17 protein-coding genes and 1 pseudogene are annotated in these 15,215 nt (G+C 32.8%); 17 read left to right on the plus strand and 1 reads right to left on the minus strand.

Annotation, left to right across the window (positions count from 1 at the left end; all coding sequences use genetic code 11):
- Nucleotides 1-4: 4 nt before the first annotated feature.
- The 10 genes and pseudogenes from KQI94_RS05110 to KQI94_RS16525 all read left to right on the plus strand — a co-directional run.
- Nucleotides 5-1,096 (plus strand): glucosaminidase domain-containing protein, encoded by a 1,092-nt coding sequence (locus KQI94_RS05110; protein WP_002353552.1) that lies wholly within the window; start codon nucleotides 5-7, stop codon nucleotides 1,094-1,096.
- A 20-nt stretch (nucleotides 1,097-1,116) separates the two neighbouring features.
- Nucleotides 1,117-1,653, plus strand: a complete 537-nt coding sequence (locus KQI94_RS05115) for an EF0163 family protein (RefSeq protein WP_002353551.1) — start codon at nucleotides 1,117-1,119, stop codon at nucleotides 1,651-1,653.
- A gap of 194 nt (nucleotides 1,654-1,847) precedes the next feature.
- A complete protein-coding gene (locus KQI94_RS05120; protein ID WP_002353550.1) occupies nucleotides 1,848-2,105 on the plus strand; it encodes a hypothetical protein in 258 nt (85 codons plus the stop codon).
- A 13-nt stretch (nucleotides 2,106-2,118) separates the two neighbouring features.
- Nucleotides 2,119-2,451: a hypothetical protein gene (locus KQI94_RS05125; RefSeq protein ID WP_002353549.1), complete on the plus strand. Its 333-nt coding sequence runs from the start codon at nucleotides 2,119-2,121 to the stop codon at nucleotides 2,449-2,451.
- 43 nt (nucleotides 2,452-2,494) lie between these two features.
- On the plus strand, nucleotides 2,495-2,833 hold the full coding sequence (locus tag KQI94_RS05130; RefSeq protein WP_002353548.1) for a hypothetical protein: 339 nt from the start codon (nucleotides 2,495-2,497) through the stop codon (nucleotides 2,831-2,833).
- 13 nt (nucleotides 2,834-2,846) lie between these two features.
- A complete protein-coding gene (locus KQI94_RS05135) occupies nucleotides 2,847-3,041 on the plus strand; it encodes a hypothetical protein (protein ID WP_002353547.1) in 195 nt (64 codons plus the stop codon).
- Nucleotides 3,042-3,541: 500 nt separating this feature from the next.
- Complete coding sequence (locus KQI94_RS05140) at nucleotides 3,542-3,949, plus strand: hypothetical protein (protein WP_002353545.1); 408 nt, start codon at nucleotides 3,542-3,544, stop codon at nucleotides 3,947-3,949.
- Nucleotides 3,949-4,116 carry a hypothetical protein gene (locus tag KQI94_RS05145; RefSeq protein ID WP_002353544.1) on the plus strand — a complete coding sequence of 56 codons (168 nt, stop codon included), beginning with the start codon at nucleotides 3,949-3,951 and terminating at the stop codon, nucleotides 4,114-4,116. Before KQI94_RS05140 ends, KQI94_RS05145 begins: the two co-directional genes overlap by 1 nt.
- Nucleotides 4,117-4,132: 16 nt before the next feature.
- A complete protein-coding gene (locus KQI94_RS05150; protein WP_002353543.1) occupies nucleotides 4,133-4,474 on the plus strand; it encodes a hypothetical protein in 342 nt (113 codons plus the stop codon).
- A gap of 365 nt (nucleotides 4,475-4,839) precedes the next feature.
- Nucleotides 4,840-5,031 (plus strand): annotated as a pseudogene (locus tag KQI94_RS16525) (sigma-70 family RNA polymerase sigma factor); the annotation flags it as partial.
- A gap of 159 nt (nucleotides 5,032-5,190) precedes the next feature.
- Here KQI94_RS16525 and KQI94_RS05155 read toward each other — a convergent pair.
- Nucleotides 5,191-5,856, minus strand: coding sequence for a GntR family transcriptional regulator (locus tag KQI94_RS05155; protein WP_033655473.1), 666 nt, complete (start codon nucleotides 5,854-5,856; stop codon nucleotides 5,191-5,193).
- A 311-nt stretch (nucleotides 5,857-6,167) separates the two neighbouring features.
- Here KQI94_RS05155 and KQI94_RS05160 point away from each other — a divergent pair, with 311 nt between their 5' ends.
- From KQI94_RS05160 to KQI94_RS05190, 7 genes are all read left to right on the plus strand, one after another.
- On the plus strand, nucleotides 6,168-7,799 hold the full coding sequence (locus tag KQI94_RS05160) for a mannitol dehydrogenase family protein (RefSeq protein ID WP_002353540.1): 1,632 nt from the start codon (nucleotides 6,168-6,170) through the stop codon (nucleotides 7,797-7,799).
- A gap of 2 nt (nucleotides 7,800-7,801) precedes the next feature.
- Nucleotides 7,802-8,881, plus strand: coding sequence for a mannonate dehydratase (uxuA, locus tag KQI94_RS05165; protein ID WP_002353539.1), 1,080 nt, complete (start codon nucleotides 7,802-7,804; stop codon nucleotides 8,879-8,881).
- A 73-nt stretch (nucleotides 8,882-8,954) separates the two neighbouring features.
- Nucleotides 8,955-10,382 (plus strand): glucuronate isomerase, encoded by a 1,428-nt coding sequence (uxaC, locus tag KQI94_RS05170; RefSeq protein ID WP_002353538.1) that lies wholly within the window; start codon nucleotides 8,955-8,957, stop codon nucleotides 10,380-10,382.
- Nucleotides 10,383-10,474: 92 nt separating this feature from the next.
- Nucleotides 10,475-11,122, plus strand: a complete 648-nt coding sequence (locus tag KQI94_RS05175; protein WP_002353537.1) for a bifunctional 2-keto-4-hydroxyglutarate aldolase/2-keto-3-deoxy-6-phosphogluconate aldolase — start codon at nucleotides 10,475-10,477, stop codon at nucleotides 11,120-11,122.
- Between the two features lie 119 nt (nucleotides 11,123-11,241).
- On the plus strand, nucleotides 11,242-12,618 hold the full coding sequence (locus KQI94_RS05180; RefSeq protein WP_058825535.1) for a glycoside-pentoside-hexuronide (GPH):cation symporter: 1,377 nt from the start codon (nucleotides 11,242-11,244) through the stop codon (nucleotides 12,616-12,618).
- Nucleotides 12,619-12,627: 9 nt separating this feature from the next.
- The gene (locus KQI94_RS05185; protein WP_002353535.1) at nucleotides 12,628-13,422 is read left to right on the plus strand and encodes an HAD family hydrolase; all 795 of its coding nucleotides are present in this window, start codon (nucleotides 12,628-12,630) and stop codon (nucleotides 13,420-13,422) included.
- A gap of 12 nt (nucleotides 13,423-13,434) precedes the next feature.
- On the plus strand, nucleotides 13,435-15,201 hold the full coding sequence (locus KQI94_RS05190) for a glycoside hydrolase family 3 N-terminal domain-containing protein (protein WP_002353534.1): 1,767 nt from the start codon (nucleotides 13,435-13,437) through the stop codon (nucleotides 15,199-15,201).
- Nucleotides 15,202-15,215: the final 14 nt, after the last annotated feature.

Raw genomic sequence — 15,215 nt, forward strand, 5'->3', positions numbered from 1 at the left:
AGAAATGAAGAAAGGGTGTCTAGGTTGTCTGCTTTTCTTTATTCTTCCCTTTTTTCTATTGCCATTCTTTTTTTCAGGAGAACTTTCCGAGGATGGAGGAGAGGCTACAGGTCTAGCTGTCGCTTTTAATTGGGAATATACCGAAGGATTACCGATTTTTTCAGAGATTAAAGGACGTGGTCCGATCACAGATGAACATGCGCAAGCAGCAGTCGGTGCAGCGGTAAAGTATCAGTTATTACCAAGTGTGATTCTTTCTCAATTAGGTTATGAATCGACTTATGGACAATCACAATCTGGAAGAAACGATACAAACTTCTTTGGGATTACCTGGTTTCCTGGTTGTCCCTATCCACAAGGTTCTGCACGGGGGATTGGTGGTTCTGAAGGTGGCTTCTATATGAAGTTTCCGAACCTGAAAGATTGTTATGACTATTACGGCTTTTTGGTGGCGAGTCAAAGCAACTTTAATCAATGTGTGGGCAATAAAGATCCTGGGAGTTGTTTATTGATTCTAGGTCGTGGAGGCTATGCGGCGGCAGGTATTACCGAAGGCAGTCCGTATTACCAAGGAGCGATGAGTATCATAAAGTCTTATAACTTAACAGAATATGATACTTTTGCGATCAAACATTGGAATAGCCTACCAACAAAAAAATCGTCACTTGTTGCAGGGAAAAGTAAAGGTAATGCGAAAGTTTTAGATCGGATCATTGGACGATCGGTAAATAATGGAGAGTGTTATGGTGGCACGGCGTGGTATGTATCCCAACTAGGTGGCCCACAGTTAATGGGTTCTGGACACATGTTTGCGATGTTAATAGGGGAAGATTATGATTGGACAGCCTATGGTTGGCAAGTGATCATGAACCCAAAACCAAGTGATTTACAAGCAGGAGATGTGGTGAATTGGCAAGCAGGTGGTGCATTGTCTCCTGGAATCTATGGTCACACCGGAATTATAACAGATGTTTCAGATGGCGGACAACATTTCTCTAGTGTGGAACAGAATGCCGAGCAAGGACGGATTATGGCTCGGTATCAACGCACGTACAATCAAACAAAAATTCGTAGTCTGGTTCGTAAGGTGAAATAAGAAAGGCAGTGTCTAGAAGCGTGAAAAAAGGAATAATTTTAGTATTTAGTTGGTTATGTTTGATAGGTCTTACTGGTTGTCATTGGTTTTCTTCTGAAAAACAAAAAACACAATTGACAACGACAGAAGAAACAATCGAAGCAGTAAAAGAAACAAGTGGAACTCTTCAAAGTACTGAAAGTAACAGTCAAATTGGTTCATTAGAAGACGAGACAGCGCAACAAATAGATGAAATGACAAAAAATTTCTTAAAAGATTTTGCTAGAAAATGGAGTAATTTCACAGATGTTTATAAACGCAATCAAGCTGTGAGGGACTATATGACGGATCGTTGTATTAAAGACAATAGTATTGATGTAGACCCGCATGTACAAATGAAAACAACTGGGAAACTTCACCAGGTGACACAAGATATAGAGAATCCGGATCAATATTTGTTATTTGGAGAAGAAACAACGAATGAGGTCACTCAATTTGTATTACTTCAATTGAAAGTAGATCAAGAAGCTCAAAAGATTGATGCGATCAAGATTTATTATGTACGAAGTGTGTATTAAAATAAAAAATGAACACTCATATTTATTATGCACCGAAAAAATAGAAAAAAACAGACTGTTTTTTTAAGAAGAAGTATGTCATTCTTTACTTGAAAAAAGTTGTTATAGGACAGAAAGGATAAAACAAAAACGGAAAAAATATGTCTTATGAATAACTACAAGAACTATTCTATTTTTTAGGAGATGGATACGAGATGAAAAAATTAATTGGCTATAGTGTGATGTGTATTGGTTTTGTTGGTGTGGGATTGTTTGTATCGACTGAATCTGCTTCTGCGGCTGAATGGTATAATCCTATCTGGTATAATCCGAACATTGAATGTCAAAAAGTCTATCCGTATGGACCGACAAATCTGAAAAATGGAAAATGTAGAGTAAATTGGAATGGCGTTGTAGATAGTGTAATTACTGGTTCAATGGACTCTGCTCTACATGGCTTTACGGGTCACTAGAAGGAGGAAGAGAATGTCTGAAGAGAAAAAAGAAATCGTTGAATCATTAGTAGCTTTAAAAGATTCTCTTTCTAAGATTGAATATGTTGATAGGAAAGAAATTCAAAAACTAATTGATGATACTATTATTGAAATCCAAGATGCGCGTTGTGAAGGTATAAAAATTTCTGTAGCTTTATCTAAAGTAATAGAAAAAATGAACCGTTCATTAGCGTTTAATGGATTGAAGCTAGATAGACAAACTAGTCTGGTATGGGATCATTTAAAAGACTTATATGACAAGTCTAAAAGAAGTGAACGGACTGCTGTATCAATCTTAAAAGGCCTTTGGGGGATGAATTCATAATCAAGATATTTTAAAAATAACTTATTTTTAAGTAGGAAAAATTATGAAAAGAATAGTTAAAATATTTGGTATTTTAGGTGTTTTCTTAATAGGTTTAAGTACTTTTGTTAGCGCTGGAATAAGTGTCGATGCTTCTGAAACAAATAATTTTTTAGTAAAACAACAAGAAACTGAAATAAATATCATTCAAAATAATTTAGCCACACATAAAGATTCTAAAGGAAATCGATTAGTATATATTATTGATGAGAGTGATTTAAAATCAAGTTTAGATAGAATTAATTCTGAAATTACAGTTTCTGAAATCCAACAGTATCTAAATGAATTTAATCGTTCTATTCAAAAAAAATGGCCATGGATGGCTAACCGATCAGCTTCATGAAGTTGAGAATTATATGAAAGATCAAAAAACAAATAATAAAACTGGTGAACGAAGTGCCTGCAGTTGGGCTTTCACTGGGGCTGGACTTCTACATTCTGGGATTTATACAGCTGCTGCTCTAGGTTTAAGCCTTACGGGAGTAGGTGCAGCCGTTATTCCATTTGCTGTAGGAACAGCCTATGGAATCGCAGGAGCTGCGATCTGTTAATATGAAAAAAAACAATATCAAATAGTTCATTTTTTAATTACTTTATTATTTAGCCCACTTTTTTATAGAAGTTTAGATAAATCAGTAGTCTTTACGATGCTAGTTATTTTACTTTTAAATAGTACGAGTTTCTATTTTTTGAAAAACTATCATGGTAGAAAAAAACTTTTTCCTTTATTTCAATTTATTTGGGATATCAGTGTGATTTTAGTTTTTTTCTGGTTATTTAAATAGTCACTTAAGAAAAAGGAAGAAGCAAATTTGCTATCTTCATTTGAATGATGTTGGTACTGTTTCGCTATGTAGGTAACAATACAATTTTATTATATACCGAAAAAATAGACTGTTTTTTAAGAAGAATTATATCGTTCTTTACTTGAAAAAAGCTGTTATAAGACAGAAAGAATAAAATAGAAACGGAAGGAACGTAAAAACGTCTTATTGAACAGCTTAAAAGGATAAAAATTGATAATCAACAATACTTTTCAGGAGGGATAAAAATGAGTCGTTTTTTTAAGTTTTTTTCATTATTAGGTGTAATGTTAATTGGATTAAGTACGTTAGTCGGTGCCGGAACCAGTGTTTATGCTGCTGAAAAAGTGAATGAAGTTCCTGATATAGAAACACAAAGACAACAGGCAGTAGAGAGTTTGAAATTCTATTTAGAAGAAGCTGGTTATGTTGATACAGAAACACATCAATATATAGTTACTGATTTAGAAGCTATACAGAAAAAAGCTGAATTAGATGGCTCTGAAGGTATAGCAGGGAAATTTATTTTAGAAAATTTTGTGCAGCCAACAGGAAAGCGTCAAAAACGTGATCTTCAAAAGTATGCTGCATGTGTTGTTATGAACTCATTACCATTTGGTGTGTTGTTTGGGATATACTTAATCGTGAAAATCTAATGCAAACTTTAATTAATGCGTTGCAAGGGAAAAATTATGATTATGCTGTTAAAATACTTTTAGATGTAGCAAAAAGAAGTTTAACTCCTGCACAATTTGCAAAATTCAATGCTGCAACTATTGCAGCTGGTATAGCTATTAATGCTATTTCTTGTTGGGGGAAGTAATTAGTGGAGTGATTATATGAGTATAGATGATTGTTTAGAAGAACAAATAAGATTATTTTTAAAGTTTTTAAAAGTTAAAGTTCAAAATAACTACTTCACATGTTATAGTTATGCACACCCTGTTTTAAATAGTCTTCCTTTTAATTCTTTAGTGCAAGGATTGATTACAAATATTGTTTTATTAGTCTGTACACCAAATGAAATATTTGTAAAAAAGATAGGCAGTGGTATTTCTTCAGTAAGATTAAAAGAGAAAGAATATACTCAAAAGATTATTCATATTCCTAAGCCTGAAATTAAGCGTTTTGAGATAAAAGACTATTCTGCTTTAGGACTGTTCTCAATTGGTTACTGGTGATAAAAAAAGAATACTAAAACTATACGTAGAATATAAGTAATCGGCATCAATCCTAATTATGTGATTGAATGCCGATTTTTGTTACGCGCTATTTTTAATTATCTGTAAGAAGAATAATTTTATTTTACTCATATTCGTTTTCACTTTGAAGAAGTAAATTGCAATTTCTTATAAGTTAAGCAGCTATGCAAAAGGCTATTTATTCTATTATGAAATATAAGATGTAGTTGAAACAGGATATATAGAATCAAAATACGAATCTTATTTTGATTTTTCTAGTTTTTTGAAAAAAGCACCCTTTGATCGTTGTATTAGTGGAAAAGACAAAAAGGAGCATACTTATCATGTCACAAAACTACAACTAAATATCTAAACAACACCAATTTGATGCCTATTGTAAAAAAGTATTGCGAAATGAAGCCAAGTCTATTAGAAAATGAAATAATAGAATAAAAGAAAATGAGAAACCGCTGAATGATGTAAATGAAGGTAAGTATCCATGAACTAATTTTGATGAACAAGATATCTATTTTTTATTTGGATTGGAGATACTAGTTTAATATCAAAAGTTATCAGCAGTCATAATTAGTTATCCAATGTAAAAAGTACAAACAATAGTTGTTATGCAGAATAGTTTATGAAATATATTACATAATAAGAAAACAAGCGATATTTTTCTGATCAGAACAATCATTTAATTTAAAAAGAGTTAAAAGTTATATACTTTTGAAATATTTTGGATGAGTAGCTAAAACAATATTTTGCTCATTAAGCATTAAATGAAGATGCAACGATGTTAGAAAGTTAGCTTCTTCTGGATCTTGTTTTGTTAATGCCTCAAATAGTTGATAATGTTGTTCCATAATTTTTTCCCACTTTAATCCTTCCGTTTTTACTCGTAGCCAACGAAATCGTTCTAAGTGTGTATTGTTATTTTCTAACCATTGCCATACTTCTTCTCGCTCTGCAATTTCAAAACAAGCTTTATGGAATAAATTATCATTATGAAAAAAACTACGAGCATTTTTTTGACTAACAGCTTTTTCTTGTTCTGAAATTATAGTTTCTAAAATCCGTTTTTTTTGGTTATTAATTTTGGCACAACACTCTAACATAATTTGTCGTTCCAAATGTTCTCTGACAAATCGAGCATTTTTGGCCGAATCTAAATCAATTAATGAGATATAATTTCCGCTTTGAGGAATTGTATCAACAAGACCTTGTTGTCGGAGTTGAATCAGTGCTTCACGTATTGGTGTACGACCAATAGAAAGTGTTTCTTCTAATTTTTTTTCTGATACTTTTTTTCCAGGTTCTAAGTCAGCATAGATAATTTGTCGGCGAATAGATTGGTAAGCTTGATTTTGGAGACTAGTTTTAATTGTCATACTCAATGCTCCTTAACTTTTATTTTAGCTGATATTTTAATTCTGTTCATGCCATATAATATCAAATTTTGAAGTAATACACTAGTTATAAAAATAAAAGAATACATGAAAAAAAGAAAAAAATAAGTTTCGATAAAATCAGTCCAAAAAGAAGGAGTATTTTATTTTTCTGAATAAAAAATACAATAATTCTGATATGGTAGAAAAAAAGCAAGTTTATTCCATTTTTATATTGACAACGGTTACAACGGGTTTTAAAATATAAAATGTATCAAAATTAACATATTAGTTTAAGGAGGTTAATTATGGTTTCGATTAAAAATTGGCAAAATTCTATCGAAGAATTCAATGAAATGCAGATTCTACTGCCGTGTTTTGATGTCAAAGAAGTTAAGCAAGAAGGCCAGCAACATCCAGTATGGCTTCATTTTGGTGGAGGAAATCTTTATCGAGGATTTCATGCAGAAATTGCTCAATGCTTAGCAGATCAAAATGAATTAGAAACAGGAGTAGTTGTGTGTGAAACATTTGATGAAGAAGTAGTGGAAAAAGCTTATCATGACTACAACAATGACATTTTGGAAATTGTTATGAGTGGAGATGGTGAACTCAAAAAAAGGCTTTTGGCAGTAACGGCTGATAGTTTATATTGCAATCCGAAGAATATAGCGGACTATCAAAGAGTGGTTAAATATTTTGAAGATCCTAAATTACAGTTTACAACGTTTACTATTACTGAAAAAGGTTACAGTTTAAAAGATTCTAAAGGGCAATTCTTTTCGGTAGTCAAAGCTGATATCAAATCTGGACCTAGCAATCCTCAACATACGATGAGTATTGTAACATCCTTGTTATATAGCAGATTTAATGCTGGAGAGTTGCCGATTGCGATGGTTTCTACTGATAATTTCTCACAGAATGGTCAACGTTTTCAAGATAGTATTTTTACGATTGCAGAAGCTTGGCAAAAAGAAGGATATGTTTCTGAAAAATTTATTGCTTATTTAAAGGATAAAGAAAAAGTGACTTTTCCTTGGAGTATGATTGATCGAATTACGCCAAATCCTTCAGAGAATGTAAAGGAAGATCTATTGATGATGGGGCTCGAGGATTTAGATATCATTCACACAAAAAAACATACCAATATTGCTGCTTTCACTAATACTGAGGTAGTTCATTATTTAGTTATTGAAGATAGTTTTCCAAATGGCCGGCCTAAATTGGAAAAGGCTGGTGTGATTATGACAGATAGAGAGACGGTTGATAAAGCAGACATCATGAAGGTTACGACAAGCTTGAATCCACTTCATACTGCTTTGGCAGTAACAGGTTGTCTGCTAGGATATCAATCAATTTCAGCAGAGATGCAGGATGATGATTTGGTTGGTTTAATCAAAGGAATAGGTTATTTAGAAGGTTTACCAGTAGTTGAAAATCCAGGCATTATTGATCCAAAACAATTTATTGATGAAGTAATTAATAAACGTTTGCCTAATCCCTATATTCCAGATACACCACAACGAATTGCAACAGATACTTCTCAAAAAGTAGCGATTCGCTATGGTGAAACAATTAAAAAGTATGTCGAAAAAGACGGAAATGCAGAAAATCTAACATTTATTCCTATCGCTATTGCTGCTTGGTTACGTTATTTACTGGCAGTCGATGATCAAGGGGAAAATTTTGTGCCAAGTCCTGATCCGTTATTGGTAGAGTTGCAGGATAAATTATCAGTATTGAAATTAGGTGAACAAGATCCTTCAAATATTCATTGTGCGGTACAGGAAATTTTAGAAAATAAAGAAATTTTTGGTTTAGATTTATATCAAGTTGGGGTAGGAAAGAAAACTGAAAAAATCTTTTGCGAAATGCTAGTAGGTCCTCAAGCAGTTCGTAAAACAATCAATAAATATATAACAGAAGTTGGAGGAAAGTAACTATGGAAATGACTTTTAGATGGTATGGGGCAAATGAAGAAAAAATCTCACTACAAGAAATTCGTCAGATCCCAGCAATGAAAGGAATTGTTGGAACATTAATGGATATACCAGCCGGAGAGGTTTGGCCGAGAGAACGAATTAAATCTTTAAAAGATGAAGTCGAAGCCAATGGACTTACCTTGAAAGTTATTGAGAGTGTTAATGTTCATGATGATATCAAAATTGGTTTACAAACACGAGATCAATACATTGAGAATTATAAACAGACGATTCGCAATTTGGCAGAATTTGGGATTGAGGTTATCTGTTATAATTTTATGCCAGTATTTGATTGGGTAAAATCGGATTTGGATTATCGTTTAGATGATGGGTCTTCTACGTTAGCCTATATTTCAAAAAATATCCCTACTGATCCGGAGGAAATTATTAGAAAAGTAGAAAATTCTACTAATAATTTTGAATTGCCGGGTTGGGAACCTCATCGGTTATCACAAATTAAGCAATTATTAGAAGCCTATAAAGAAGTTGATGAAGAGAAATTACGAGAGAACTTTGCATATTTTCTCAAAGCAATTATCCCGACATGTGAAGAAGTTGGGATTAAAATGGCAGTTCACCCAGATGATCCACCATATTCCATTTTCGGATTACCTCGTATTGTTAAAAATCGTGACGATTTAGATTGGTTGTGTAATGTAGTGGATTCTCCTTCTAATGGTATTACATTATGTACTGGAAGTATTGCAGAACGACCAGATAATGATGTCTATGAAATTCTATCTGAATTTTGTCAACGGGATCGGATTCCTTTTGCACATGTTCGTAATATCAAATATTTAAGTGACAATGGACTCGATTTTTACGAAGCGCCGCATAAATCAGAATATGGTTCTCTAGATATGTATAAGATATTAAAAACAATGTACGATAATGGATTTAATGGCTATATTCGTCCAGATCATGGTCGGATGATTTGGGGAGAAACCGGTAGACCTGGTTATGGATTATATGACCGAGCTCTAGGTGCAGTTTATTTAAATGGTATTTGGGAAGCGCTTGAAAAGGGGGCGAGTAAATAATTATATAATGGAGTTTATTTAGAGGAAAAATTTTCTCTTCTAAAAACTAACGGAAGGAAAGGAGTGTTTAAATATGTTTTTAGATAAGAACTTTTTATTAGAGAATGAAATAGCTAAAAGACTTTTTCATAAATTTGCAAAACACCAACCAATTATCGACTATCATTGTCATTTAGACCCAGCATATTTGCTAGAAAATAAGCAATACAAGAATTTGACTCAGGTATGGTTAAATGATAAAGGAGCTGGAGATCATTATAAATGGCGATTGATGCGAGCTAATGGTATAGAAGAAGAGTTGATCAGTGGTCCAGGTGATGATTATGAAAAATTTTTAGCTTTTGTAAAAACAGTGGAGAAGGCGCCAGGTAATCCTATTTTTGAATGGTCTCATTTGGAATTACAACGTTACTTTGATATTGATTTGACAATTTCTGAGAAGAATGCACCAGAAATTTGGCGACGTGCTAACGAAAAAATCCAAACGGATTCCTATCGCCCGAAAGAATTGTTGGAGATGATGGATGTGAAAGCCATCTGTACAACGGATGATCCTACAGATGACTTGGGGTATCATACTGAGCTTTCTAAACAGGATAATTCTTTCAAGGTATTACCTACTTTCCGTCCAGATAAGGTCTGGAGTATCAAATCATCAGGCTTTTCGAACTATATTTTAAAACTTAGTCAAGCAGCGGCTATACCAATCAAAGACTTTAATGGGTTGAAGCAAGCATTGAGCCAACGAGTGGATCATTTTCATCAAATTGGCTGTCGATTAGCAGATCACGGTTTGAATACTTATTTTTATGAAATAGCAGATGAAAAAATACTCGACAATCTGTTAATAAAAGCTTTAGCAGGAAAAACGGATTTCCATTTATCAGAAATTGCACAATTTGTTACAGGTATTCAATTACATTTGATGTCTGAGTATACAAGATATGGTTGGACGATGCAAATGCATTTAAATGCTTTAAGAAATAATTCAAGTATATTAAAGGAACAAATTGGAGTAGATGTCGGTGGTGATTCGATGGGGGATCAAGCTAGTTTGACACAAAATGTTGTAGCATTGTTCGATACCGCTGAAAAGAGTGGGTGCTTACCAAAAACAATTTTATATTCATTAAATCCAACTGATTGGCTTCCACTAGCAACAGCAATGCAAAGCTTCCAAGGGGGTATGATTCAAAAAATCCAATTGGGATGTGCTTGGTGGTTCAATGATACAGCTGAAGGAATGCGTCAACAGTTGACTACGATGGCGCAACAAAGTTTGTTGTCGAATTTTACAGGTATGTTGACTGATTCTCGAAGTTTTCTAAGCTATCCTCGCCATGAGTATTTTCGTCGAGTATTATGTCAATTACTAAGCGAGTGGGTTAAAGCAGGCCGAATTCCAGATGATGAAATGTATCTTAGTCAGATAGTGGAGAATATTTGTTATCGTAATGCGTATAATTATTTTAATTTTTTTGAAATCGGAAGTAGAAAATAATACTTGAAATAAAAGCTTAAATTTATTCTTTTTAAGTTAGTACAGCTAGACAAAGTATGTATCCATAAAAGAAGGAGATAGAGGAGATAGATATGAAAAAAGTAGAAATTTTAAGTAAGTTAGAAGCGGCTGGAGTGATTGCGGTTGTACGTGGGAAAAATAAGGATGAGGCCATTAAAGCAATAAATTCAATTATTGCGGGTGGAATTAAAGGGATTGAACTAACTTTTACAGTTCCTAATGCTGAAGAAATAATCAAAGAAATTGCTAAAAAATATGCTGATCAAAAAGATGTAATAATCGGAGCCGGTACGGTTTTAGATGCGTTTACTGCTCGTATCGCAATTATGGCTGGGGCAGAATATATCGTTAGTCCATCTTTTGATCGACAAACAGCTGAGATTTGTAATTTATATCAAATTCCTTATTTACCAGGTTGTATGACAATTACTGAGATAAAGGAGGCACTTACTGCTGGCGTAGATATCATTAAACTATTCCCAGGTTCTGCTTTTGGTCCATCCATTGTAAAAGCCTATCAAGCTCCATTACCACACGTAAATATAATGCCTACTGGCGGAGTAAGTCTAGAGAACTTAGAAGATTGGTTTGAAGTAGGAGTTGTTGCAGTTGGTGTAGGTGGGAATTTATTGGCTTCTGTTGAAAAAGGTGATTTTGAAGAAGTAAGTCGAGTAGCTAGTAAATATATAGATAAGTTTTATGAGATAAAGAATTATTAGGAGAAAAAACAAATAATACTCTGAAATGTAAAAAATAAATACTGACTCTTTACGCTTCAGAGTATAGTACGTACTTTCATAAGAATGAAAACGCTTAACAAAAGAAGGGAGAGAATTGTATGGAAAGAAAATTTGGTATAAGAGACAAAATAGGATATATGTTTGGAGATTTTGGAAACGATTTTACTTTCATTTTTGCTAGTTCTTTTTTAATGATCTTTTATACAAAAGTATTGGGGATAAGCGGAGCTGCCGTTGGAACATTATTTTTAGTAGCAAGATTTATCGATGCAGTTACTGATGTAACTATGGGGCGTATTGTTGATAGATCGAAAGCAACTAAGCAGGGTAAGTTTAAACCGTGGATTTTAAGAATGAGTGGTCCAGTCGCTTTAGCAAGTTTTTTAATGTATCAAACTTCTATGATTTCAGCTTCTATGAGCGTTAAGGTAGTATACATGTATGTTACGTATATATTATGGGGGAGTATTTTTTACACATCTATAAATATTCCTTATGGATCAATGGCATCAGCTATTACTTCTATTACAGAAGAAAGAACAATGCTATCGACATTCCGAAATGTTGGAGCTACTTTAGCAAGTTTGATCATTGGTGTATTAACACCATTATTTATTTATACAAGAGATGATTCAGGCGCTCAAATAGTTCGTGGTGGATCAACTTTTACAATTGTTGCGGGAATATTTTCGATATGTGCACTTATTTGTTATTTAATATGTTATAAACTAACTACTGAACGAGTAAGAATTGACCAATCTCAATTCAAAGTTTCATTGTTAAAATCTTTAAAAGGGTTAGTTAAAAATAGGGCATTACTTTCTATAATTGGTGCGGCTATTTTCTTACTCCTTGCTCAATTATTAATTATGAGTATGAATAATTATGTATTTCCTGATTACTATAATGATGCACAGGGAATAGTTTTAATGAATTTTATCAATCCTATTTTGGTTTTAATAGTTGTTTCACCTTTAACTTTGTTTTTAAGTAAAAAATATGGAAAAAAAGAACTGGCATCAGTAGGAATGTTCTTTTCAGCAATAGTATATTTGATCTTATTTTTGATAAAAACTAGTAATATGTATGTATTCTTAATTCTTAGTTCGGTTGGCTATATGGGTTTGGGTGTGTTTAATACTGTTATTTGGGCAAATATTACTGATGTTATTGATGATCAAGAAGTAAAGTCTGATCAAAGAGAAGATGGGACCGTATATGCGGTATATTCTTTTGCTAGAAAAATAGGTCAAGCTCTAGCTGGAGGCGTCGGAGGTTGGACTCTTTCTATTATAGGCTATGACTCTTTAGCAAATATACAAACGGGAGATGTTTTAGAAAAGTTATATAACGCTTCAACATTAATTCCATCAATTTGTTTTTTTATTGTAGGATTAATTTTATTTTTCCTTTATCCATTATCTAAAGATAAAGTCTTAGAAAATTGCGAGCTTTTAAAACAAAAATATAAATAGGAGAGAAATATGAATAATTGGATATTTTGTATTGATTCAGATGGCTGTGTTATGGATACGATGACTTATAAACACAATCTCTTTTTCGGACCAATTGCTGCAGAGATTTTTGATGTTCATCATAGAGAAAAATTCCTACAGGATTGGAATAATATTAATTTATATTCAGAGACTCGTGGAATAAACAGATTTTTAGGTTTAGTTAAAACATTAGAAAAAAATGATGTAACATCCATTAATCGATTAAAGCACTGGGTATCTCTAACAAAAGAATTGTCTAATCCATCTTTGAAGAGGGAAATAGAATATTATCAGTCAGAGGATTTATTAAAAGCTTTAAAATGGTCGGAAGAAGTCAATCAACAGATTAGTCAAGCTAAAGGATTAGATAAACCCTTTTTAAGTGCTAGAGATACTATAAAAGCTCTGAAAAAATATGGGAAGATAATTATTGTAAGCTCAGCTAATAAGGAAGCTGTTCAAGAAGAATGGGAAAGACATGAATTATTATCATTAGTTGATGAACTGTGTTGTCAAGATAAAGGAAAAAAAGAAGACATTATTCGAAGTGTAATTGAAAATGGTTGTGATTTGGATAAGATATTAATGATTGGTGATTCTCCTGGTGATCTAGAAGCTGCAAATAAAAATAAAGTTTTCTTTTATCCTATTTTGGTTAATAAAGAAAAAGAATCATGGGAAAACTTAAGAACTGATGTTTTATTTAAATGTTTATCGGGAGAGTATGTAGATATTGAACAAAAATTTATAGATACTTTTTGGAAAAATCTTACTAATAAGTAGAGGAGAAAGAAAATGACTATAAAAGTAGACTTACGAAAAAAACCATATAATTTAGATGAAGATGCTATTTCTTGGATTGAAGAGACGATTGATTCTATGACTTTGGAAGAAAAAATAGGTCAATTGTTTGTTAATATGGGATCTAGTCGTGATAAAAATTACTTGAGTAATATGGTCAATCAGTACCATATTGGAGCTGTACGATATAACCCAGGAACTGCTGATGAGGTATATGATCAAAACTATATCCTACAAACAGAAAGCAAAATTCCTTTATTAATTGCTGCTAATACGGAAGCAGGTGGTAACGGAGCTTGTACAGATGGTACTGAAGTTGGTGTAGAAGTAAAAATTGGTGCAACAAATGATGCGAAATATGCTTATGAATTAGGGAGAGTTTCTGGGATTGAAGCATCGGCTATTGGATGTAACTGGAGTTTTGCTCCTATTGTAGATATTAATAGAAATTGGAGAAATCCTATCATTTCTAGTCGATCTTTTGGACAAAACCCTGATAAAGTTTTAGAACTTAGTTTAGCTTATATGAAAGGTATTCAGGAGAGTGGAATTTTGCCTGCAGCTAAACATTTCCCTGGTGACGGTATTGACGAACGAGATCAGCATCTATCTTTTAGTATTAATAGTTTAGGTACGGAAGAATGGGATAATTCTTTTGGAAAAGTATACTCAGGTTTAATAGAAGCTGGATTACCTTCGATTATGGCAGGTCATATCCATATGCCAGCTTATTCAAAACATTTTAATCCTGATCTGAAAGATGAAGATTTACTTCCTGCAACTTTATCAAAAGAATTAATCACTGACTTACTTAGAGGAAAACTCGGATTTAATGGATTAGTAGTTACTGATGCTAGTCATATGTTAGGAATGACTGGGGCAATGAAACGATCAGAATTATTGCCCACTTCTATTGCAGCTGGATGTGATCTATTTCTATTTTTTAATGATCCAGATGAAGACTTTAATTATATGATGGAAGGTTATCGTAAAGGAATTATCTCTGATGATCGGTTATTAGATGCCTTAAAAAGAATTTTAGGGTTAAAAGCTAAATTGGGATTACACAAAAAAGCAAAAGAACAAATTTTATTACCTAAGCAAGAAGCTCTGGAAAAAATTGGTTTAATTGAAAATAAATCAATTTTTAAAGAGGTGGCTGACCAAGCAATTACATTAGTTAAAGATAAACAAGATATTTGGCCTATTGAACCAGAAAAATATAAAAGGATTTTACTAGTAGATGTACATGGGGTAAAAGGTGGGTTTGGTGAAGTAGTTGCTGGAAATAGACCTCAAGCCATTGATTTATTGAAACAGATTTTGTCAGCAAAAGGATTTGAAGTTGAAAAATACATTTCACCTGAAGAAGAGTTGAAAGGATTATCGCAAGAAGAAAAAATTAAAAATATAGCTGGAATATATGCTGCTAAGAGACCAATTAAAAATTTAACTAAAAAATATGACTTGATCATTAATATAGCTAATGTTAATCCAGGCACAGTTCAACGAATTGTCTGGCCAGCAAGTAAAGGAACTCCGGATATACCGTTTTACATTCATGAAATTCCAACAATTTTTGTATCTGTACAGTGTCCGTTTCATTTGGCTGATGTACCTCAAGTAAAGACTTATATTAATACTTATGATGGAAAACAAGAAACTTTAGAAATATTGGTGGACAAACTAATGGGTCTTTCTGAATTTAAGGGAGTAAGTCCAATAGATGCTTATTGTGGTTTAAAGGATACATTTATTTAATATTTAGATAGGAG

Origin of the sequence: Enterococcus sp. S183_ASV_20 (assembly GCF_018919685.1) — a bacterium.
GTDB lineage: Bacteria > Bacillota > Bacilli > Lactobacillales > Enterococcaceae > Enterococcus > Enterococcus faecalis.